General features: G+C 72.9%; 19 protein-coding genes, 3 pseudogenes and 1 riboswitch. Of the genes and pseudogenes, 16 read left to right on the plus strand and 6 right to left on the minus strand.

What is annotated here, in order from left to right; genetic code table 11:
- Window positions 1-32: 32 nt before the first annotated feature.
- The 10 genes and pseudogenes from AC0AIB_RS24345 (at window position 33) to AC0AIB_RS24390 (ending at window position 8,473) form a co-directional block, all read left to right on the plus strand.
- Window positions 33-392, plus strand: coding sequence for a histidine triad nucleotide-binding protein (locus AC0AIB_RS24345; RefSeq protein WP_328343838.1), 360 nt, complete (start codon window positions 33-35; stop codon window positions 390-392).
- 130 nt (window positions 393-522) lie between these two features.
- Window positions 523-1,863, plus strand: a complete 1,341-nt coding sequence (locus AC0AIB_RS24350) for a serine hydrolase domain-containing protein (protein ID WP_328348691.1) — start codon at window positions 523-525, stop codon at window positions 1,861-1,863.
- Window positions 1,864-2,004: 141 nt separating this feature from the next.
- Window positions 2,005-2,751, plus strand: a pseudogene (locus AC0AIB_RS24355) (PhoH family protein); the annotation flags it as partial.
- Window positions 2,752-3,249: 498 nt separating this feature from the next.
- Window positions 3,250-3,507 (plus strand): annotated as a pseudogene (locus tag AC0AIB_RS24360) (LAGLIDADG family homing endonuclease); the annotation flags it as partial.
- 264 nt (window positions 3,508-3,771) lie between these two features.
- A pseudogene (locus tag AC0AIB_RS24365) lies at window positions 3,772-4,131 on the plus strand (PhoH family protein); the annotation flags it as partial.
- 18 nt (window positions 4,132-4,149) lie between these two features.
- The gene (gene ybeY / locus AC0AIB_RS24370) at window positions 4,150-4,623 is read left to right on the plus strand and encodes an rRNA maturation RNase YbeY (protein WP_328343839.1); all 474 of its coding nucleotides are present in this window, start codon (window positions 4,150-4,152) and stop codon (window positions 4,621-4,623) included.
- Window positions 4,599-5,981 carry a hemolysin family protein gene (locus AC0AIB_RS24375; RefSeq protein WP_465097556.1) on the plus strand — a complete coding sequence of 461 codons (1,383 nt, stop codon included), beginning with the start codon at window positions 4,599-4,601 and terminating at the stop codon, window positions 5,979-5,981. The genes ybeY and AC0AIB_RS24375 overlap by 25 nt, the downstream gene beginning before the upstream one ends.
- Window positions 5,974-6,360, plus strand: a complete 387-nt coding sequence (locus AC0AIB_RS24380; RefSeq protein ID WP_328343841.1) for a cytidine deaminase — start codon at window positions 5,974-5,976, stop codon at window positions 6,358-6,360. The genes AC0AIB_RS24375 and AC0AIB_RS24380 overlap by 8 nt, the downstream gene beginning before the upstream one ends.
- Window positions 6,357-7,253: a GTPase Era gene (era, locus tag AC0AIB_RS24385; protein WP_328343843.1), complete on the plus strand. Its 897-nt coding sequence runs from the start codon at window positions 6,357-6,359 to the stop codon at window positions 7,251-7,253. Before AC0AIB_RS24380 ends, era begins: the two co-directional genes overlap by 4 nt.
- A gap of 122 nt (window positions 7,254-7,375) precedes the next feature.
- Complete coding sequence (locus tag AC0AIB_RS24390; protein WP_465097550.1) at window positions 7,376-8,473, plus strand: acyltransferase family protein; 1,098 nt, start codon at window positions 7,376-7,378, stop codon at window positions 8,471-8,473.
- A 14-nt stretch (window positions 8,474-8,487) separates the two neighbouring features.
- On the opposite strand, the gene AC0AIB_RS24395 is transcribed toward AC0AIB_RS24390, so the two are convergent.
- A complete protein-coding gene (locus AC0AIB_RS24395) occupies window positions 8,488-9,264 on the minus strand; it encodes a DUF4097 family beta strand repeat-containing protein (RefSeq protein WP_328343847.1) in 777 nt (258 codons plus the stop codon).
- 102 nt (window positions 9,265-9,366) lie between these two features.
- Between AC0AIB_RS24395 and recO the strand changes: the two genes are divergently transcribed.
- The 3 genes from recO to AC0AIB_RS24410 all read left to right on the plus strand — a co-directional run bounded on the left by recO (window position 9,367) and on the right by AC0AIB_RS24410 (window position 11,291).
- Window positions 9,367-10,212 (plus strand): DNA repair protein RecO, encoded by an 846-nt coding sequence (gene recO, locus AC0AIB_RS24400; RefSeq protein WP_328343849.1) that lies wholly within the window; start codon window positions 9,367-9,369, stop codon window positions 10,210-10,212.
- Window positions 10,209-11,021: an isoprenyl transferase gene (locus tag AC0AIB_RS24405; protein WP_328343851.1), complete on the plus strand. Its 813-nt coding sequence runs from the start codon at window positions 10,209-10,211 to the stop codon at window positions 11,019-11,021. The genes recO and AC0AIB_RS24405 overlap by 4 nt, the downstream gene beginning before the upstream one ends.
- An 81-nt stretch (window positions 11,022-11,102) precedes the next feature.
- On the plus strand, window positions 11,103-11,291 hold the full coding sequence (locus AC0AIB_RS24410) for a hypothetical protein (RefSeq protein ID WP_328343852.1): 189 nt from the start codon (window positions 11,103-11,105) through the stop codon (window positions 11,289-11,291).
- Between the two features lie 173 nt (window positions 11,292-11,464).
- Here the strand turns inward: AC0AIB_RS24410 and gndA are convergent, their stop codons facing one another.
- On the minus strand, window positions 11,465-12,910 hold the full coding sequence (gndA, locus tag AC0AIB_RS24415) for an NADP-dependent phosphogluconate dehydrogenase (protein ID WP_328343854.1): 1,446 nt from the start codon (window positions 12,908-12,910) through the stop codon (window positions 11,465-11,467).
- 507 nt (window positions 12,911-13,417) lie between these two features.
- On the opposite strand from gndA, the gene AC0AIB_RS24420 reads away from it, so the two are divergent.
- Entirely contained in the window at window positions 13,418-13,630 is a 213-nt protein-coding gene (locus AC0AIB_RS24420) for a hypothetical protein (RefSeq protein ID WP_328343856.1), read from the plus strand.
- Window positions 13,631-13,789: 159 nt separating this feature from the next.
- Here the strand turns inward: AC0AIB_RS24420 and AC0AIB_RS24425 are convergent, their stop codons facing one another.
- The 3 genes from AC0AIB_RS24425 to AC0AIB_RS24435 are packed head-to-tail and all read right to left on the minus strand — an operon-like array spanning window position 13,790 to window position 16,637.
- A complete protein-coding gene (locus AC0AIB_RS24425) occupies window positions 13,790-14,590 on the minus strand; it encodes an energy-coupling factor transporter transmembrane component T family protein (RefSeq protein ID WP_328343858.1) in 801 nt (266 codons plus the stop codon).
- A complete protein-coding gene (locus AC0AIB_RS24430; RefSeq protein WP_465097551.1) occupies window positions 14,587-16,014 on the minus strand; it encodes an ABC transporter ATP-binding protein in 1,428 nt (475 codons plus the stop codon). Before AC0AIB_RS24430 ends, AC0AIB_RS24425 begins: the two co-directional genes overlap by 4 nt.
- 32 nt (window positions 16,015-16,046) lie before the next feature.
- Window positions 16,047-16,637: an ECF transporter S component gene (locus AC0AIB_RS24435; protein ID WP_328343862.1), complete on the minus strand. Its 591-nt coding sequence runs from the start codon at window positions 16,635-16,637 to the stop codon at window positions 16,047-16,049.
- A gap of 75 nt (window positions 16,638-16,712) precedes the next feature.
- Window positions 16,713-16,818, minus strand: a riboswitch (TPP riboswitch).
- Window positions 16,819-16,975: 157 nt separating this feature from the next.
- Between AC0AIB_RS24435 and AC0AIB_RS24440 the strand changes: the two genes are divergently transcribed.
- Window positions 16,976-17,806, plus strand: a complete 831-nt coding sequence (locus AC0AIB_RS24440; protein ID WP_328343864.1) for an alpha/beta fold hydrolase — start codon at window positions 16,976-16,978, stop codon at window positions 17,804-17,806.
- A gap of 266 nt (window positions 17,807-18,072) precedes the next feature.
- Window positions 18,073-18,576 carry a DUF6328 family protein gene (locus tag AC0AIB_RS24445; protein WP_328343866.1) on the plus strand — a complete coding sequence of 168 codons (504 nt, stop codon included), beginning with the start codon at window positions 18,073-18,075 and terminating at the stop codon, window positions 18,574-18,576.
- Window positions 18,577-18,658: 82 nt separating this feature from the next.
- Here AC0AIB_RS24445 and AC0AIB_RS24450 read toward each other — a convergent pair whose 3' ends face one another.
- A complete protein-coding gene (locus tag AC0AIB_RS24450) occupies window positions 18,659-18,826 on the minus strand; it encodes a hypothetical protein (RefSeq protein WP_176734845.1) in 168 nt (55 codons plus the stop codon).
- Window positions 18,827-18,871 lie beyond the last annotated feature (45 nt).

The following is an 18,871-nucleotide window of genomic DNA, read 5'->3' on the forward strand; positions in this document are numbered from 1 at the left end:
GGGTGGGCGGGGGTGGTCTTTAGACTTGTGGGATGGGAGACGACTGTCTGTTCTGCCGCATCGTCGCCGGGGAGATCCCGGCCACCATCGTCCGGGAGACCGGCACCACCCTCGCCTTCCGCGACATCGGTCCGAAAGCGCCGGTGCACGTGCTGGTCATCCCCAAGGAGCACTACGCGGATGTGGCGACGCTCGCCCAGGGTGACCCGGGGCTGGCCGGTGAGGTGCTGGCCACGGCCGCCGCGGTGGCTGAGGACGAGGGACTGACCGGCGACGGGTTCCGGCTGATGTTCAACACCGGCCCGTACGCTGGCCAGGAGGTCTTCCACGTGCACGCCCACCTGCTCGGCGGCGCACCCCTCGGCCCGATGCTGGCCCGGGACCTGGCATGACGCCCGTGGATGGGGGGCACGTGACGGTCGAGGGTCGGGACGCGTGACGCCTGACGGCCCGGGGCCGGGGGTGTCGCCCGAGGCGGGGACGGGCGTCGACGGGGCGGGGGTGCACCACCGGCTGGAGCGGATGGTCCAGCAGGTCCAGGCGCAGGCTCGGGTGCCCGCCCTGGCGGTGGCGCTGCACCGGGCCGACCGTGCGCTCTGGACCTACCAGGTCGGCGGCACCGGCAACGGCACCGTGCTCGGCCCGGCGACCCGCTTCCGGATCGGCTCGGTCACCAAGACCTTCACCTCGGTGCTGGTGATGCAGTGCCGCGACGACGGGCTGCTCGACCTCGACGACCCGCTGAGCCGGCACCTGGAGCTGCCGGCGCACGGCGAGCTGACCGTACGCCGGTTGCTCTCGCACACCGCCGGGCTGCAACGCGAGCCGTACGGGGACGTCTGGGACACGCTGCGCGCGCCGCAGGTGGACGACCTGGTCGCCGACCTGATCCGGGTCGAGCGGGTGCTGCCCACCGGTCGCCGCTACCACTACTCCAACCTGGGGATGGCGCTGCTCGGTCGGCTGGTCGGCGTGCTGCGGGGCAGCACCTGGGCGGAGGTGCTCGCCGCACGGGTGCTCACCCCGCTGGGGCTGGCCGACACCTCGGTCGACCCGGGGCCGTCGGCGGCGACCGGGTTCCTGGTCGACGCGTACTCCGACGAGGCGCATCCGGAACCGCCGACCGACTTCGGGGCGGTCGGCCCGGCCGCCCAGCTGTGGAGCACCGCGACGGACATGGCCCGTTGGGCGGCGTTCCTGGCCGACCCGACAGCGCTGGATCCGACCGGGGCGGTGCTCGCCGCGACCACCCTGGACGAGATGCGCTGGCCGGTGACCACCACCGACGAGACCGCCTGGTCGGCGGGGTTCGGGCTGGGACTGATCCTGGTCACGTATCCGGACCGGGTGGTGCACGTGGGGCACGACGGGGCGATGCCCGGTTTCCTGGCCGGCGTGTACGGCCGGCGCGGCGGTGCCGGTACGGCGGGCGCGATGGGCTGCGCGGTGCTCGCCTCCTCGGGCACGGCGAGCGAGGTACTGGAGCTCCCGCACCGGTTGCTCGTCGCCTCGGCCGAGCACGCCCCGGCGGACATCGAGCCGTGGGAGCCCGGTCCGGGTGCGCCCGGACCGTGGCGCGGGCTGCTCGGCCGCTGGTGGGGCGAGGGTTTCGAGTACGTCTTCTTCTGGCACGACGGGGCGCTGCGGGCCCGGGGTGCGGACGACCCGGCGGGGAGGCCGCCGGCGGTCTTCGCGCCGATGCCCGAATCCCCGGACGTGTTCCGGACCGTCGCCGGGCGGGAGATCGGGGAGCTGCTGCGGCTCACCCGGGACGCCGACGGGAAGGTGGTCGGGATGCACTGGGCCACCTACCGTTTCACCCGCCACCAGGAGACCTTCGACAGGTACGACTTCCGTGCCTGACGGGTCGGCCGGAAGGGGCGGGGAAATGGACGCGGTGCCGCCGGTGCGGAGCGGATACGATGGGAGTATCGTCCGCACGCCGCGCCGGTAGGGCACGGCGCGAGATGGAAGCAGGTGGCGCAGGGCCCCACGGCCCGATCTATGACCGGCACCCCACCTCCCGGCCCGCCCCGGGTGCAGACCAGGATCACGGTTCCCGATGCCAAGATCATGGTCAACCTGCTCGGCGCGGGCGACGAGATCCTGCGACTCGTCGAACGTTCGGTCACCAGTGACGTGCACGTACGCGGCAACGAGATCACCATCACCGGTGCGCCCGCGGACAACGCTCTCGCCGAGCGTCTCTTCAGCGAGCTGCTCGAACTGATCGAGAAGGGCGAGACCCTGACCACTGACGCTGTCCGGCGTACCGTCGGCATGCTCGAGCAGGGCGGCACCGAGCGGCCCGCCGAGGTGCTCACCCTCAACATCCTCTCCCGGCGCGGGCGCACCATCCGCCCCAAGACGCTGGGCCAGAAGACCTACGTCGACTCGATCGACGCCAACACGATCGTGTTCGGCATCGGCCCGGCCGGCACCGGCAAGACCTACCTGGCGATGGCGAAGGCCGTCCAGGCACTTCAGGCCAAGCAGGTCAGCCGGATCATCCTGACCCGGCCGGCGGTCGAGGCGGGCGAGCGGCTGGGCTTCCTGCCGGGCACCCTGAACGAGAAGATCGACCCCTACCTGCGCCCGCTCTACGACGCGCTGCACGACATGCTCGACCCGGAGACCATCCCGAAGCTGATGGCCGCCGGCACCATCGAGGTCGCGCCGCTGGCGTATATGCGGGGTCGCGCACAGCCGTACGACGCACAGGTGCTGACTCCGGAGGGTTTCCGACCGTTCGGGTCGCTGCGGGTCGGTGACCTGGTCATCGGCGCGAACGGGACGCCCACGCCGGTGATCGGCATCTACCCGCAGGGCCCCAAGCAGGTCTACCGGGTCACCACGCAGGACGGGGCCTCCACCCTCTGCTGCGGTGAACACCTCTGGACGGTGGCCACCCCGGAGGACAAGCGGCGCGGCGGTCGGCGCACCCTCGAGACGCACGAGATGATCGGCAAGGAACGGCGGGGTCACATCCGCCGGTACGAGCTTCCGGTCGTGGCACCGGTGCAGCTCGAGTCGCAGGACGTTCCGCTCGACCCGTACGCCCTCGGTCTGCTGCTCGGAGACGGCAGCATCTCGTCGCGGACCACCCCGGCCTTCAGCACCGCCGACCCGGAGCTGGCCGACGCGCTCGACGCAGCGCTGCCCGACATCGAGCTGGTGCGCAGGAACAACTACGACTACGTGCTCCGGCACGTCAACGGTCACCGGGGCGGGGTGATCGTCGCCAATCCGATGACGCTCGCGCTCCGCGAACTGGGCCTCGCCGGTGCGAAGTCGGGGACCAAGTTCGTGCCCGACGTCTATTTGCAGAACAGTCTCGACGTCCGGCTGGCCGTCCTGCAGGGGCTGCTGGACACTGACGGGGGGCCGGTCGTCCAGGCGGGGCGCACCTGTCGGGTGCAGTACTCGACGACGTCGGCCCGGCTGCGGGACGACGTCGTCCACCTGGTCCAGTCGCTCGGTGGGGTGGCGACCTGGCGGGTACGGGAGGCCGAGGGACGCAAGCCCGGTCTGGCCAACGGGCGTCCGGTCCCGTGTCGTGCCGACGCCTACGTCGTGGAGATCCGGCTACCGGCCGGTGTCCCGCCGTTCCGACTGGCCCGCAAGCGCCAGCAGTACGACGAGCACGGTGGCGGACGGCCGATGCGGTTCATCGACTCGATCATCCCGGCCGGGGTGCAGGAGACGATGTGCATCCAGGTCGCGGCGGAGGACTCGTTGTACGTGACCGACGACTTCCTGGTCACCCACAACACCCTGAACGACGCTTTCATCATCCTGGACGAGGCGCAGAACACCACGCCCGAGCAGATGAAGATGTTCCTCACCCGGCTCGGCTTCGGTTCCAAGATCGTGGTGACCGGTGACGTCACCCAGGTGGACCTTCCCGGTGGGACGGCCAGCGGGCTGCGGGTGGTCCGGGAGATCCTGGAGAACGTCGAGGACGTGCACTTCGCCCAGCTCTCCAGCTCGGACGTGGTCCGGCACCGGCTGGTCGGGGAGATCGTCGACGCGTACGCCCGCTGGGACGAGCGGGAGAACCAGCAGGCGCAGGGCGTGCACGCCGTGCCGGGGCGGACCGCCCAGGGCGGCCGGGCCGGCCGGCGCCGCTAACCAATCAGAGGAAGACAGTTGTCCATCGAGATCGCCAACGAGTCCGGTGCCGAGGTCGACACCGACTCCGTGCTCGCCGTGGCCCGGCACGCCCTCGACGAGATGGGGGTCAACCCGCTCGCCGAGCTGTCCGTGCTGCTTGTCGACATCGGCTACATGACCGAGCTGAACCATCGCTGGATGGGCGGCGACGGCCCGACCGACGTGCTCGCCTTCCCCATGGACGAGGGCAGCGTCGACCACGGTCCGGGGGAGAGCGCCCCGGCCGGCGGTGAACCGGCCCTGCTCGGCGACATCGTGCTCTGCCCGGAGGTGGCGGCCAAGCAGGCAGCCACCGCCGGGCACGCCGCCGCCGACGAGCTGCACCTGCTGACCGTGCACGGCGTGCTGCACCTGCTCGGCTACGACCATGCCGAGCCGGAGGAGGAGCGGGAGATGTTCGCCCTCCAGGCCCGGCTGCTGGCCAGCTGGCGGTCGACCCGGTCCCGGTGATGGAAATATTCGCGGCCGGTCCGACCGCCGGCCTTCCCGATCTACAGTTGATCTTCTTCGCGGCCGGGCTGGTGGTACTCGCCGGCCTGATCGCGATGACCGAGGCCGCGTTGGCCGCGGTCTCCCCGGCCCGCGCCGCCGAACTGGCCCGGGACGGGGCGCGCGGCGCGCGTACCCTCCAGGCGGTCGCCGGTGACGTGGTCCGCCACCTCAACCTGTTGCTGCTGCTCCGGCTGCTCGCCGAGTTGACCGCCACCACCCTGGTCGCCCTGGTGGCGGTGGACAGCTTCGGCGCGGGTTGGCGGGCGGCGCTGGTGACCGCCGGGGCGATGACAGTGGTCAGCTTCGTGGTGGTCGGGGTGGCCCCGCGCACCCTGGGCCGGCAGCACGCGTACGCGGTGGGTCGGGCGGTGGCGCCGCTGGTCAGGTGGCTGGGTCGGGCGCTCAACCCGCTCGCCTCGCTGCTGATCCTGATCGGCAACGCGGTCACCCCGGGGCGCGGTTTCCGGGAGGGGCCGTTCGCCACCCAGGTCGAGCTGCGGGAACTGGTCGACCTGGCCGAGCAGCGCGGGGTGGTGGAGCACGGCGAACGCCAGATGATCCACTCGGTCTTCGCGCTCGGCGACACCATCGCCCGGGAGGTGATGGTGCCGCGTACCGAGATGGTGTGGATAGAGGAGGGCAAGACGCTCTCCCAGGCGCTGGCGCTCTTCCTGCGGTCCGGCTTCTCCCGCATTCCGGTGATCGGCGAGAGCGTCGACGACGTGCTCGGCGTGCTCTATCTCAAGGACCTCATCCGGCGTACCCGGGGTGGTGACCTGCGGGCCCACCAGACCCCGGTGGCCGAGCTGATGCGGCCGGCCACCTTCGTGCCGGAGTCCAAGCCGGTCGACGACCTGCTGTCGGAGATGCAGGCCGCCCGCAACCATCTGGTCATCGTCGTCGACGAGTACGGCGGCACCGGCGGTCTGGTCACCATCGAGGACATCCTGGAGGAGATCGTCGGCGAGATCACCGACGAGTACGATGTCGAGCGCCCGCCGGTGGAGCACCTGGCCGACGGTGCGGTGCGGGTCACCGCCCGACTGCCGGTGGAGAACCTGGGCGAGTTGTTCGACACCGAGCTGCCCACCGACGAGGTGGAGACGGTCGGTGGGCTGCTGGCGCAGGCCCTCGGTCGGGTGCCGATCCCGGGTGCCGACGCCGAGGTGGCTGGCCTCAAGCTGGTCGCCGAGGGCACCACCGGCCGGCGTAACCGGATAGACAGCGTGCTGGTCAGCCGGGCCCCGTCGACCGGCGGGCCCGATTCCCGTGACAACCAGAACAGCACCGAGGAGAGGCAACCCGCCGATGCCTGAGACACCTGCCGTGCCGGCCGCCCGGCCCACCCCGTCCGACCCGGCCGAGTTGAGCGCCGAGGACGGCAAGCTGGTCGTGCTGGCCCGGGGCGCCCGGGCCCGGGTGGCTGCCGTGGAGGGCGCGGCGGTCCGCGACCAGGACGGCCGGACGTACGCCGCGGCGAGCGTCTCGCTGCCCTCGTTGACAGTCACGGCGCTCCAGCTCGCGGTCGCCTCGGCGGCGGCGGCGGGGGCGAGCCGGCTGGAGGCGGCGGTGGTGGTGACCGAGGCGTCGACGCTTGACGGCGCCGGGCACGCCGCGGTGCGGGACCTGGCCGCCGACGCGCCGATCCACGTGGCCGCGCCGGACGGGACCGTCCTCGGCACGGTGGTCGAGTGACGGGCGTGGAGCAGCGACCGTACCGGGCGGGTTTCGGGTGTTTCGTCGGGCGGCCGAATGCCGGCAAGTCGACGTTGACCAACGCGATCGTCGGCACCAAGATCGCGATCACCTCGAACAAGCCGCAGACCACCCGGCACGTGATCCGGGCGGTGCTGCACCGGCCGGAGTCGCAGCTGGTGCTGGTGGACACCCCGGGCCTGCACCGGCCCCGGACGCTGCTCGGCGAGCGCCTCAACGACCTGGTCCGCACCACCTGGACGGAGGTCGACGTGATCGGCCTCTGCATCCCGGCGGACGAGCCGGTGGGCCGGGGGGACCGGTTCATCAGCGGCGAGCTGAGCGAGCTGAAGGCCACAGTGCTCGCCGTGGTCACCAAGACCGACCTGGTCGACAAGCGACGGTTGGCCGAGCAGCTGCTCGCGGTCAGCAAGCTGGCCGAGTTCGCGGCCGTGGTCCCGGTCAGCGCGGTCTCCGGGCACCAGGTGGACACCCTGGTCGACGTGATGACCGGTTACCTGCCGCCGTCACCGCAGCTCTACCCGGACGACATGCTCACCGACGAGCCGGAGCAGGTGCTTGTCGCCGAGCTGATCCGGGAGGCCGCCCTGGAGGGGGTCCGCGACGAGCTGCCGCACTCCATCGCCGTGGTGGTGGAGGAGATGATCCCCGAGGGGCAGCTCATGAAGATCTACGCCGACGTCTACGTCGAGCGGCCCAGCCAGAAGGCGATCGTGCTCGGCCACAAGGCCAGCCGGCTCAAGGAGGTCGGCACCACCGCCCGCAAGCAGATCGAGGAACTGCTCGGCACCCGCGTCTATCTGGACCTGCACGTGCGGGTGGCGAAGGAGTGGCAGCGCGACCCGAAGCAGCTGCGCAAGCTGGGTTTCTGACCCGGCCGACATCGGGCACTGATATGGGAATTTTCACGTCAGGCCCGAATTAGCAGCTGTTTCACAGGCTGGCTTTGCAGGGTAGGGGACATCCATCCCGCCCCCCACATAGATGCAGTCTGATGCGCAATCGATATCTGGATCTGCTCCGTTTCCTGGCCATCGTCCGGGTCGTGGTCTACCACGTCACCGGGCTGGCCGGCCTGACGCTCGTCTTCCCGGCCATGGCGGTCATGTTCGCCCTGGCCGGGTCGCTGATGGCGGGGTCGCTGGACCGGTCCGGCGGTGCCGCACTGGGGCGTCGGCTGCGCCGCCTGCTGCCCTCGCTCTGGGTGCTGGCGGTGATCTTCGTGCCGGCCATGCTGCTCACCGGGCTGGAGTTCACCCCCCGGGTGCTGATCTGGCTGTTCCCGATCACCGACCCGCCGGCCAACTACTGGGGTGCGCTCGCGCTCAGCCCGATCTGGTACCTGCGGGACTACCTGTGGTTCGTGCTCGCCTCCCCGGTGGCGCTCTGGCTCTTCCGCCGGGCCCCGCTGCCCACCCTGGCCGCCCCCTACCTGCTGATTGTCGCGATCGAGGTGGGGATCCTGCCGACCACCTCGGCGGTGTTGCGCGACTTCGGCCTCTACTTCGGCGCCTGGCTGCTCGGCTTCGCCCACCACGACGGTCTGCTGCGTCGCCTGGCCGGCCGGGTGCTGGTGGCGGTGGCGCTGCTGCTGGCCGGGGCCGGCGGGGCGTGGATCCTCACCCACCCCGGGCCACGCGGCTACGACCTCAACGACATACCGCTGGGCAACGCCCTGTGGTCGGCGGCGTTCATCCTGGTCGTCATCGGGCGGGCCCCGGCCGCCGCCGCCTGGGTCGATCGCAACCGGATCTTCGGCCGGCTGGTGACGGTGGCGAACCGGCGCGCGCTGACCGTCTACCTGTGGCACATGCCCTTCGTGGTGGCGCTGACCCCGCTGGTGGGTCTGGTCGGCTGGTCGCCCCGGGACCCGTGGGGGCTGGCGATCCGGGTGGTGCTGGTCTTCCTGCTGGTCGGAGTGGTGACCCTGCTGGTCGGCTGGGTGGAGGACGTGGCCGCCGGCCGCCGTCCCGAACTGGTCCCCGGCCGCCGGCCGTCCCGGCCGGCGACGGCGTCGCCCGGCACCGGGCCGGTCGGCGTCCCGGCCCCCCGGGTGGCCGAGGCCGGCACCGTCGAGATCAGGGGCCGGTGAGGTACGCCGGCCGGTCACCGCTGCGCGACTGTCACGTTCCCGCTGCCGGCGTCCAGGTCCAGCAACAGCGGTGCGGCCGGATCGTTGGTGACCCCGATCTCGGCATCCCCCGAGTCGACGTTCGACTTCACCCGGTACCGGCCGGCCGGCACCGTCAGCTCGACGTCCCCGCTGCCGGCGTGGGCCCGCGTCGAGGCCGGTTTGTCCAGGATGAGCGTGATGTTGCCGGAACCGGTCTCGGCGGAGACGTCGCCGCCGAGGCGGGTGCCGGTGACGTCGCCGGAGGCCGCCCGCAGGTCGACCGGGCCGGCGACGTTGACCACCTCGATGTTGCCCGACCCGGTCTCCGCCCGCACCGTGCCGCTGGCGTCGGCGATCCGGATGTTGCCCGAGCCGAGGGTGAAGTCGACCGATCCGATCCTGGCCAGCTCCACGTCGCCGGAGCCGGCCTCGCCCTGCACCCGCACCCCGGGCGGGGCGGTCACGTCGTACGACACCGAGCAGCGGGAACCGCAGTCGGTGTCCAGCACCAACTCGTCCCCGGTGATCTCGTACGTGGTGTCGGGCTGGTCACCCTGGTAACGGACCACCCGCTTGACGCGTACGCCGGTGGCCGGGCCGGTCGCCCGGACCACCACGTCCCCGGATCCGGGCCGTACGGTGATCCGGGCGATCTTCGCCGCCTCGGTGGTGTCGAAGTCCAGCCGCCGGAACGCCAGCGTGTCGCACCCGGTGGCGAGGATGAGGGCGGCGGTCGCGCCCAGGGCGACCGTGCTGCGGGGAAGAGCCATGCCGAGCAACCTACGACCGTCCCCACCTGCGGCACATCCGGGGCGAAGCACCGACCCACCCCGAGCCGACCCTGATTTCCCACCCCGAGGGAGAATGACCCGATGGCCGGGTACCGCCGACAGCTCTACCGCGACGACGCGGTGGTGCTGCGCGTGCAGAAGCTGGGCGAGTCCGACCGGATCATCACCCTGCTGACCCGCCGGCACGGCCGGCTACGCGCGGTGGCCCGGGGGGTACGCCGCACCACGAGCAAGTTCGGCGCCCGGTTGGAGCCGTTCGGCCACGTCGACCTCCAGCTCGCCGGCGACCCGAAGGGCAACACCGGCAGCTCGCTGCACAGCGTCAGCCAGGTCGAGGGCATCGACCTGTACGGCAAGCGCTTCCTCGGGGACTACCCCCGGTACACGGCGGCCAGCGCGATCGCGGAGACCGCCGAACGCCTCACCCCCGTCGAGCGGGAGCCGTCGCTGCGGCTGTTCCAGCTCACCCTCGGCGCGCTGAAGGCGTTGTCCCGGGGGGAGCACGCCACCACGCTGGTGCTCGACGCCTACCTGCTGCGCGGGATGAGCCTGGCCGGCTGGGCGCCGGCGCTTACCGCCTGCGCCGTCTGCGGCACGCCGGGGCGGCACCGGGCGTTCTCCGTACCGGCCGGGGGTGCGGTCTGCCCGGACTGCCGGCCGCCCGGCGCGGCCCACCCGGCACCGGCCACCATCGACCTGATGTCCGCCCTCACCAGCGGCGACTGGCAGGTCGCCGACGCCACCGAGACCGGGGTACGCCGGGAGTGCAGCGGCCTGGTCGCGGCGCATCTGCAGTGGCACCTGGAACGCGCGTTACGCTCGCTGCCGCTGGTCGACCGGGGTGGGTCGCCGGGTGGCGCGGGGAGCGGTCCGGTGCCGCCGCCCCGGGTCGGCGTGGAGGGCGTGGACAGGGGGATGACCGAGTGATCCGATCGTTGAGGGCCGGCCGGCGGGCGCCGACGCCGCCGACACCGCACCCGTCGGGTGCCCGGCCGCCGGCGTTGCCCGTCGAGGCGCTGCCGAAGCACATCGCGGTGGTGATGGACGGCAACGGCCGATGGGCCAAGGAACGCGGCCTGCCCCGCACCAGGGGCCACGAGCAGGGCGAGCACAGCCTCTTCGACACCGTCGAGGGGGCGATCGAGCTGGGCGTGCCCTACCTGTCGGCGTACGCCTTCTCCACCGAGAACTGGCGGCGCTCGCCGGACGAGGTCCGGTTCCTGATGGGCTTCAACCGGGACGTCATCCGCCGCCGCCGCGACCAGCTGGTCGACCTGGGGGTGCGGGTGGTCTGGTCGGGGCGGGCCGGCCGGCTCTGGAAGAGCGTCATCTCCGAGTTGCAGACCGCCGAGGAGATGTCCCGGGGCAACTCGACGCTTACCCTCCAGTTCTGCGTCAACTACGGCGGCCAGGCCGAGATCGCCGACGCCGCCGCCGCGATCGCCCGGGAGGTGGCCGCCGGCCGGCTCGACCCGGCCAAGGTCACCGAGAAGACCGTGGCGAAGTACCTCTACCACCCGGAGGTCCCCGAGGTCGACCTCTTCCTGCGCCCCTCCGGTGAGGAACGGATCTCCAACTTCATGCTCTGGCAGTCGGCGTACGCGGAGCTGGTGTTCCTGGACACCCTCTGGCCGGACTTCGACCGTCGCCACCTCTGGTACGCCTGCGAGCTGTACGCCCAGCGGGACCGTCGCTTCGGCGGGGCGCTGCCCAACCCGGTCGCCCCGACTGTCTGACCGTCGCCCCGCCTTGCGATTGGTGATCTCGCCGGCGGGGTACCACCTCCGCAGGCAGCCAGATCGCGGAGGTGAGCACACATGATTCAGAAGCGGATCGCGCAGTGGGCGGTCATGGCGGTCGCCGTGCCGCTGGCCGCGGCCGGCGCCCGTCGGCTGAGCCACACCCTGGAGTCCCGTCGGGGGCCCAGCGGGGTGAGCCGGCTGCTGTCCAAGGGCGCCGACGTGCTGCGCCCCCAGAAGGCCGCCCGGCGTCGTCGGTTCTGGTGACCACCCGCCACCGGCTTCCCCGGTGACCAGCGGTCACCACCGACCTCACGGCGAACGCCCCGCCACCCCGTTTCACCGGGGCGGCGGGGCGTTCGCGTGGCACTGGTGCCGGTCCGGTGAGCGCGGTGCCCCCGCTGGGGGGAGACCGCGGCACGCCGGGGACGACGGGCTGGTCAGCCGGCCACTTCGGAGCGGTCGGCGGTCGCCCACAGGGTGTGGAACGCGCCCTCCCGGTCGACCCGGTGGTAGGTGTGCGCGCCGAAGTTGTCCCGCAGGCCCTGGATCAGGGCCGCCGGCAGCCGCTCCGCGCGCAGCGCGTCGAAGTAGGCGAGCGACGAGGAGAAGGCCGGGGTGGGCACGCCGGCCCGCGCCGAGTCGGCCACCACCCGACGCCAGCTCGGCACGCCGTCGCTCACCGCGTCGGCGAAGTACGGCGCGACCAGCAGGGTGGGCAGCTCCGGCTGCGAGTCGTACGCCTCCCGGATCCGGTCCAGGAAGCGGGCCCGGATGATGCAGCCGCCCCGCCAGATGGTGGCGGTGCCACCCAGGTCGATGTCCCAGTGGTACTCGCGGCTGCCGGCCCGGATCTGGTCGAAGCCCTGCGCGTACGCGACGATCTTGCTGGCCAGCAGCGCCCGCCGGACGTCCTCGACGAAGGCGTCCCGGTCGTCGACCTGCCACTTCTCGCCCGCGTCGCCGAAGGTGCGGCGGGCGGCCTCACGCTGGCCGGCGTGGCCGGACAGCGACCGGGCGAAGGTCGCCTCGGCGATACCGGTGATCGGGATGCCCAGGTCGAGGGCGATCTGCACCGTCCAGCGGCCGGTGCCCTTCTGCTCGGCCTGGTCGAGCACCACGTCGACGAAGGACTTGCCGGTGGCGGCGTCCGTGTGCGCCAGCACGTCGGCGGTGATCTCGATGAGGAACGACTCCAGCTCGCCGGTGTTCCACTCCCGGAAGATCTCCGCGATCTCCGCCGGGCTCGCCCCCAACCCGGCCCGCAGCAGGTCGTACGCCTCGGCGATGAGCTGCATGTCGGCGTACTCGATGCCGTTGTGCACCATCTTGACGAAGTGACCGGCACCGTCGGGGCCGACGTGCTGGCAGCACGCGACGCCGTCCACCTGTGCGGCGATCTTCTCGAAGATCGGCCCGAGCTTCTGGTAGGACTCCGCCGAACCGCCCGGCATGATGCTCGGCCCGAGCAGCGCGCCCTCCTCGCCGCCGGAGACGCCGGTGCCGACGAAGTGCAGCCCGTGCTCGCGCAGCGTCTCCTCCCGGCGGCGGGTGTCGGCGAAGTGCGCGTTGCCGGCGTCGACGACGATGTCGCCCTCCTCCAGCAGCGGCACCAACTCGTCGATGACCGCGTCGGTGGGGCCGCCCGCCTTGACCATGACGATCACCGCGCGGGGCCGCTCCAGCGAGCCGACGAAGTCCGCCAGGGACTCGGACGGCACGAAGGTGCCCTCGTCACCGTGGTCGGCGACCAGGCTGCGGGTGCGCTCCGGGGAGCGGTTGTGCACCGCCACGGTGAACCCGTTCCGGGCCAGGTTCCGGGCCAGGTTGCGACCCATCACCGCCAGCCCGGTCACGCCGATCTGCGCCGTCGCCTGTTGCGTCATCTCGTACCCGCCACCTCTCACGTCACCTGTGTGCTGCGACGGTATCGCGTGCCCCCTACGCCCGGCAGCCGCCGTCCACCCAGTGTCACAGGGTGGTCGCGTCCGCGCGGCAGGGGCCGCCCGCCGCCGGGCCGGGATGACCGTCTGGTGTCCGCCGTGGGGCGGCGCGGTCGTCGGGGTGTCCGCCGTCGGGCCCTGGAACGGTCGTCGGGCCGGGAACGGCCGTCGGGAAAAACGGATGCGTCGGGCGCGGGGGCCGGCTAACGTGACGGCATGCGCATCTGACGCCCTTTCTCCAGAGCCGACCCGCCGCCGTGGCCGCGGGTCCGCGTGCTCGGGCGTCCGCGTCTCCCACCCCTCCTGGCAGGGGATGACTCGTGGCCGGTCGTCCGGAGCCGATCCCGTCCGTCGACCGCCCGCCCGCCGTTTGCTGGCGGTGTGGTCCTCCGCACGTACAGGAGGCAGCGTATGCCCGCCAAACGCAGTCCGAAGAGGTCCCGTCGTCCCGTGCCGAAGCCGGTGGAGGTGGACCCGGCGGCGCTCGCGGCACTCACCGTGACGCCCGCGCACCCGGTCCCCCTCGCCTTCGCATCGGCCCACCCGGACGCTGTCGTCCGGTCGCCCCCGCCCCCGCCGCCGTCGCGGTCGGGCCGGTCGGTCCGGTCCGGCTCCACCACCGCCCAGGGCCAGAACCGCCGGTACGCCTTCCGGCGCAGCTGATCCGCCCCCGGCGGGGACATCCCGCACCAGATCGCCGAAACAGCGGTGTCCGGACCCCGGACACCGCTGTTTCGGCACAGTGGTGCCGGCGTGTCCCGGCGGTCCGGGTGCCTGGCCGCCCGGCATGCCCGGTGGGGCGATGGACCGGGTGGGAGTGGATCAGCCGATCAGGGGGCGGAAGGTGCCGAGCGCCACGCTGACCGCGAGCGCGCCGCCGGCCAGCGCCGCCGCGCCGACGACCAGCAGCCAGTCGGCCGGGCGGAACACCTGCCGGCGGGCCACCGTGCGCGGGGTGCCGGCGTCGAAGCCCCGGGCGTCCATCGCCACCGCCAGCCTGGTGCCGCGTCGGATCGCGCCCACCAGCAGGGCGAACGCCGTGGAGACGAAGAGTCGCAGCCGGGCCAGCGGGTTGCGGCCGGCGTCCACGCCCCGGGCCCGGCGGGCCATGGTCAACATCTGCCACTCCTGACCGAGCAGCGGCACCAGCCGGAAGGCGGCAAGCGCGCCGATGGCGAACCGGGCCGGGGCCTTCGCGTTCTGGACAAGCGCGTCGGCCAGGTCGGTCGGATCGGTGGTGGCGAAGACGATCACCCCGGGCAGGGCGACCGCGAACATCCGCAGCACCAGCCCGAGCGCGGTGACCACCACCCCCGAGGTGACAAGCAGCGGCCCGGCCTCCCACAGCACCCGGCCGGACCGGTCGGCGGCGAACAGGACCAGCGTGACCAGGATGCCGGCGGCCCCGGCCAGCAGCGGCAGTGCGCGGCGGGCCAGCACCCGGTAGCGGATGCCGAACAGCGGCAGCAACGCCAGCTCGACGGCGATCGCCACCGCCGGTGCGACCGGGTCGAGGCTGGCCACCAGCAGGAACGAGAAGACCAGCCCGGCCGCCAGCTTCGCCACCGGGTTGCGCCGGGCCAGCGGCGCACCGGGCCGGGCGACAGGTGCGAAACCGATCACGGTCCCTCCCGGGTGGGGCACAGGGTGACCGTCCGGTCGGCGAGCGCGGCGACGAAGTCCGTGTCGTGGGTGACGGTGACCACGCCGTGCCCTGCGTCGCGCAGGTCGGCGAAGAGGTCGACCAGCTCACCCCAGGTCCGCCGGTCCTGGCCGAAGGTGGGTTCGTCGCAGATCAGCAGCCGGGGCGCGGTGGCCAGGGCGGTCGCCACGCTGAGCCGCCGGGCCTCCCCACCGGAGAGGGTGTACGGGTTGGCGCCGGCGAGCCGGGTCAGCCGCAGCCGGTCCAGCAACTCGTCCACGGTGGCCCGGACGGCGGGCTCGGGGCGGCCCGTCCGGCGGGGGCCGAGGGCCAGCTCGTCGTGGACGGTGCCGGTGACGAACTGGTGCTCCGGGTTCTGGAACACCGAGCCGATCCGGCCGGCCAGGGCGGGGGCCCGCCAGCGGTGCGGTGGGAGGCGGGGGTCCCCGTCGGCCAGCGCGGAGGTGCCGGCCAGCCGGCCGACGCCGGGGCGGAGCAAGCCGCCGAGCAGCAGCGCGAGGGTGGACTTGCCGGCCCCGTTGGGGCCCCGGACGGCGAGCGCCTCGCCGGCACGTACCGCCAGGTCGGTGGGGGCCAGCCGGGGTGGCAGGCCGAGCCGGTCGGCGGTGAGCAACTCCCCGCCCGGCGGCCCGGCGGCCGGGCGGGACGCGGTGGGGTGTCCGGGCACCCAGACCCCCTCGGCGGCGAGCGCGGCACCGTGTGCGGCGAAGACCGTCTCCGGTGGCCCGTCCGCCCGGACCCCGCCACCGGGTGCCAGCACCACCACCCGGTCGACCAGGGCGAGGGCGTCGGCGACCCGGTGCTCGACCAGGACCAGGGTGGTGTCGGGGTCCAGCGCGCCGGCCACCGCCCCGCGCACCAGCTCCGCGCCGGCCGGGTCGAGGTTGGCGGTCGGCTCGTCGAGCAGCAGCAGCCCGGGGCGCAGTGCCAGCACGCCGGCCAGGGCGAGTCGCTGCTGTTCGCCGCCGGACAGCGCCGCGGTGGGCCGGTCCCGGTGGTACGGGAAACCGACCCGGCGCAGCGCCTCGTCCACCCGGGGCCAGATCTCGTCGCCGGGCACCCCCCGGTTCTCCAGGCCGAACGCGACGTCGTCGCCGCTGCGGGCCATCACCAACTGGGACTGCGGGTCCTGGAAGACGGTGCCGACCCGCTCGCGGGCCTTGGCCGGGTCGAGGCCGTCGATCTCGACGGTGCCCTCCTGCTCGCCGGAGTCCGCCGGCAGCAGCCCGGCCAGCGCGGCCAGCAGGGTGCTCTTGCCGGCCCCGGACGGCCCGAGCAGCAGCACCCGTTCCCCGTGGTCGATCCGCAGGTCCACCCCGCGTACCGCCCAGGCCCGCCGACCGGCGTGCCGCCAGCCGAAGCCGACCAGCCTCACACTCGCCACGTCGCCGGCACCTCCATGATCGCCAGGGAAGGTCAGACCAGGGTGCGGTCACGGCCGGAGGGGAACCGGTCCAGCACGCCGGTCTCGGCCAGCGCGCGGGTCAGGTACCAGCCGCCGACCCCGGCGACGACGGCGGCGCTGAGCACCGTCAGCGCCGCGTACGGCAGCCGGTAGCTGGTCAGGGCGTACTCGGCGTTCCAGACGAAGAAGTCGAACAGGGCGGCGCTCAGCCCGGTCAGCGCGCCGGCCAGCACCGCCACCGGCAGCCGGAACGACCGGTAGCGGAACGCGGCGAAGGCCAACTCCGCGCCGAGACCCTGGATCAGCCCCTGCACGATGGTGATGCCGCCCCACTCCGCGCCGAGCAGCGCGGAGACGGTGGCGGCGACGGCCTCGCAGAACAGGGCCGCCCCGGGCTTGCGGATCACCAGGCCGCCGAGCACCGCCGGGACCAGCCAGACGCCGTACATCACCGCCTGGCTGGCCGGGGCGGCGGCGAACGCCGGGTCGGCGGCCTTCCAGACCAGGCCCCAGGCCCAGAAGATGACGCCGAAGGCCACGGCGATCACGGCGGCGACCACGATGTCGATGGTGCGCCACCGGTTGCTGTCGGTGTGTTTCATGTCGGTGCTCCCAGTCCAGTGATCGAACCAGGAGAAGACGCACGCCGCGCCCGGCGGCTGCCGGACGGCGGCGCGGCTGGAGGTCGACCGAACTCCCTGCGCTGGCATTACCCAGATCAGGTTCGAGGGTCTGCGGGCGATGCCCGCACTCTCAGCGCTGTGCGCTCCCCTGTCGGATGTGAAGTTGTCTCGGCAGACGCTAGCACCGACCTGCGGCAACGACCCAGCAGGCCACGGTTCCCGGCAGTCGACGCCGGTCCGCCGGGCGTCCGGGTCGCGACCACCGCCGGGCGTCCGCCCGGGGTGCGGCGCCGTCGGGGCTGGGTAGGCTGCCGGTCATGCGGGTACCGGCGCGAGGGCTCACGTTCGACGTACGGGCCGGTGGCCCCGAGGGCGGCGCGGTCGTGCTGCTGCTGCACGGCTTCCCCCAGCACGGCGGGGAGTGGGACGATGTGGTGCCCGCCCTGCACGCCGCGGGGCTGCGCACCTACGCCCCGGACCAGCGGGGCTACTCGCCCGACGCCCGGCCCGCCGGGGTGGCCGCTTACCGGTTGCCGGAGCTGGTCGCCGACGCGGTGGCGCTGCTCGACGAGTTGGGCGTCGACGCCGCGCACGTGGTGGGGCACGACTGGGGCGCGATCGTCGCCTGGGCGCTGGCCGCCCGGCATCCGGAGCGGGTGCGCACCCTCACCGCGGTCTCGGTGCCACATCCGGCCGCCTTCGGCTACGCGCTCTCCGCCGACCGGGGGCAGCGGGCGCGCTCGTCGTACATGGCGTTGTTCCGCCGCGCGGGGCTGGCGGAGCGGGTGCTGCTGGCCTGGCGGGCGGCGGTGCTGCGCCGGATGCTGGCCGGCGTCGGTGACCCCGCCCGGGTGGCCCGGTACGCCGGGCCGATGCGGGTGCCGGGGGCGTTGACCGGCGCGTTGAACTGGTACCGGGCGATGTCGGGGCGGGACCTGAAGGCGGTCGGCCCGGTGACCGTGCCGACCAGTTACGTGTGGAGCGACCGGGACGTGGCCGTGGGGCGTACCGCCGCGCAGGCGTGCGCCCGGCACGTGTCGGGGGACTACCGCTTCGTGGTGCTGCCCGGGGTCACCCACTGGATCCCGGACGAGGCCCCGGGCCCGCTGGCCGAGGCGATCCTGGCCCGGGTGCGCGGGGCGGTCTGAGCGTTGCCGGGGAGCCGGGTCACGCTCGATCCTGGTGGTAGTGGTACTCGATCCTGGTTGTCGTGGTACTCGATCCTGGTTGTCGTGGTACTCGATTCCTGGTTGTCGTGGTATCCGTGCGGCGGGAGGCCACTACAACATGGATCGAGCGCGATCTTGCGGGGCCGGGGTCGTGAATCGGTTTCGGGCAGGTATCGATGGGGCACAGGCGTTGCTGCCGACGGGGACGCCCCCGCCGGCCGTACGTCTCACCCCGGAGGTCGCCCGTGTCGAAGGAATCCGAGAAGCAGCGCTGGCAGCGCAACTTCGCCGATCTGCTCCAGGAGTTGCGGGTCGCCCAGACCGGCGTGCAGATCCTCTTCGCCTTCCTGCTGACCCTGCCGTTCAGCAACGGGTTCACCCGGACCAGCGAGTTCCAGCGGGACGTCTACATCCTCGCGTTGTTGTCCGCCGCCGCGGCCACCGCGATGATCATTTCGCCGGTCGCCTTCCACCGGGCGCTGTTCCGGCAGGGTCGCAAGCCGGAGCTGGTCCGCTTCGCCCACCGGATGGCCACCGGTGGTCTGGCCTTCATGCTTGTCGCCATGGTGAGCGCGGTCCTGCTGATCGCCGACTTCGTGCTGGACACCGGCATCGCCGTGGTGCTCACCGTGATCACCGGCCTGTGGTTCCTGACGTTCTGGGTGGTCCTGCCGTTCGTCCGGCGCAACTGGGGTGACGACGACATCGACGACGACGATGACGAGCCGATCGTGCTGACCGGCGACTGACCCCGCCCGCCGCGCGGAACGGGTGCGGCGGGCGGGATGGCGTGGCGGTCCACCGGCTCCTCGGCCGGTCGCCGTCCGTTCGTCAGCGGGCGACGGCCCAGGCCAGCACGGCCGCCAGGATGAGCCCGTTGAGCAGCGCCAGCACCAGGTACGCCTGCGGCGGGATCTTGCGCCCGCGCCTGACGAAGCTGACCAGCACGGCGGCGTACGCCAGCAGCAGCACGGCGACGACGATCAGGAAGTAGAGCACCGCCCCACCCTAGACGAGGGGTGGGGCGGTGCTCGTCGTACGACG

The organism is Micromonospora sp. DSM 43699 (genome assembly GCF_055517075.1).

Coding starts and splice junctions, on each gene's coding strand:
- AC0AIB_RS24345 (WP_328343838.1), top strand. CDS start 33: ATGGGAGACGACTGTCTGTTCTGCCGCATCGTCGCCGGGGAGATCCCG.
- AC0AIB_RS24350 (WP_328348691.1), top strand. CDS start 523: ATGGTCCAGCAGGTCCAGGCGCAGGCTCGGGTGCCCGCCCTGGCGGTG.
- AC0AIB_RS24380 (WP_328343841.1), top strand. CDS start 5,974: ATGCCTGAGACACCTGCCGTGCCGGCCGCCCGGCCCACCCCGTCCGAC.
- AC0AIB_RS24390 (WP_465097550.1), top strand. CDS start 7,376: ATGCGCAATCGATATCTGGATCTGCTCCGTTTCCTGGCCATCGTCCGG.
- AC0AIB_RS24395 (WP_328343847.1), bottom strand. CDS start 9,264: ATGGCTCTTCCCCGCAGCACGGTCGCCCTGGGCGCGACCGCCGCCCTC.
- recO (WP_328343849.1), top strand. CDS start 9,367: ATGGCCGGGTACCGCCGACAGCTCTACCGCGACGACGCGGTGGTGCTG.
- AC0AIB_RS24410 (WP_328343852.1), top strand. CDS start 11,103: ATGATTCAGAAGCGGATCGCGCAGTGGGCGGTCATGGCGGTCGCCGTG.
- gndA (WP_328343854.1), bottom strand. CDS start 12,910: ATGACGCAACAGGCGACGGCGCAGATCGGCGTGACCGGGCTGGCGGTG.
- AC0AIB_RS24435 (WP_328343862.1), bottom strand. CDS start 16,637: ATGAAACACACCGACAGCAACCGGTGGCGCACCATCGACATCGTGGTC.
- AC0AIB_RS24440 (WP_328343864.1), top strand. CDS start 16,976: ATGCGGGTACCGGCGCGAGGGCTCACGTTCGACGTACGGGCCGGTGGC.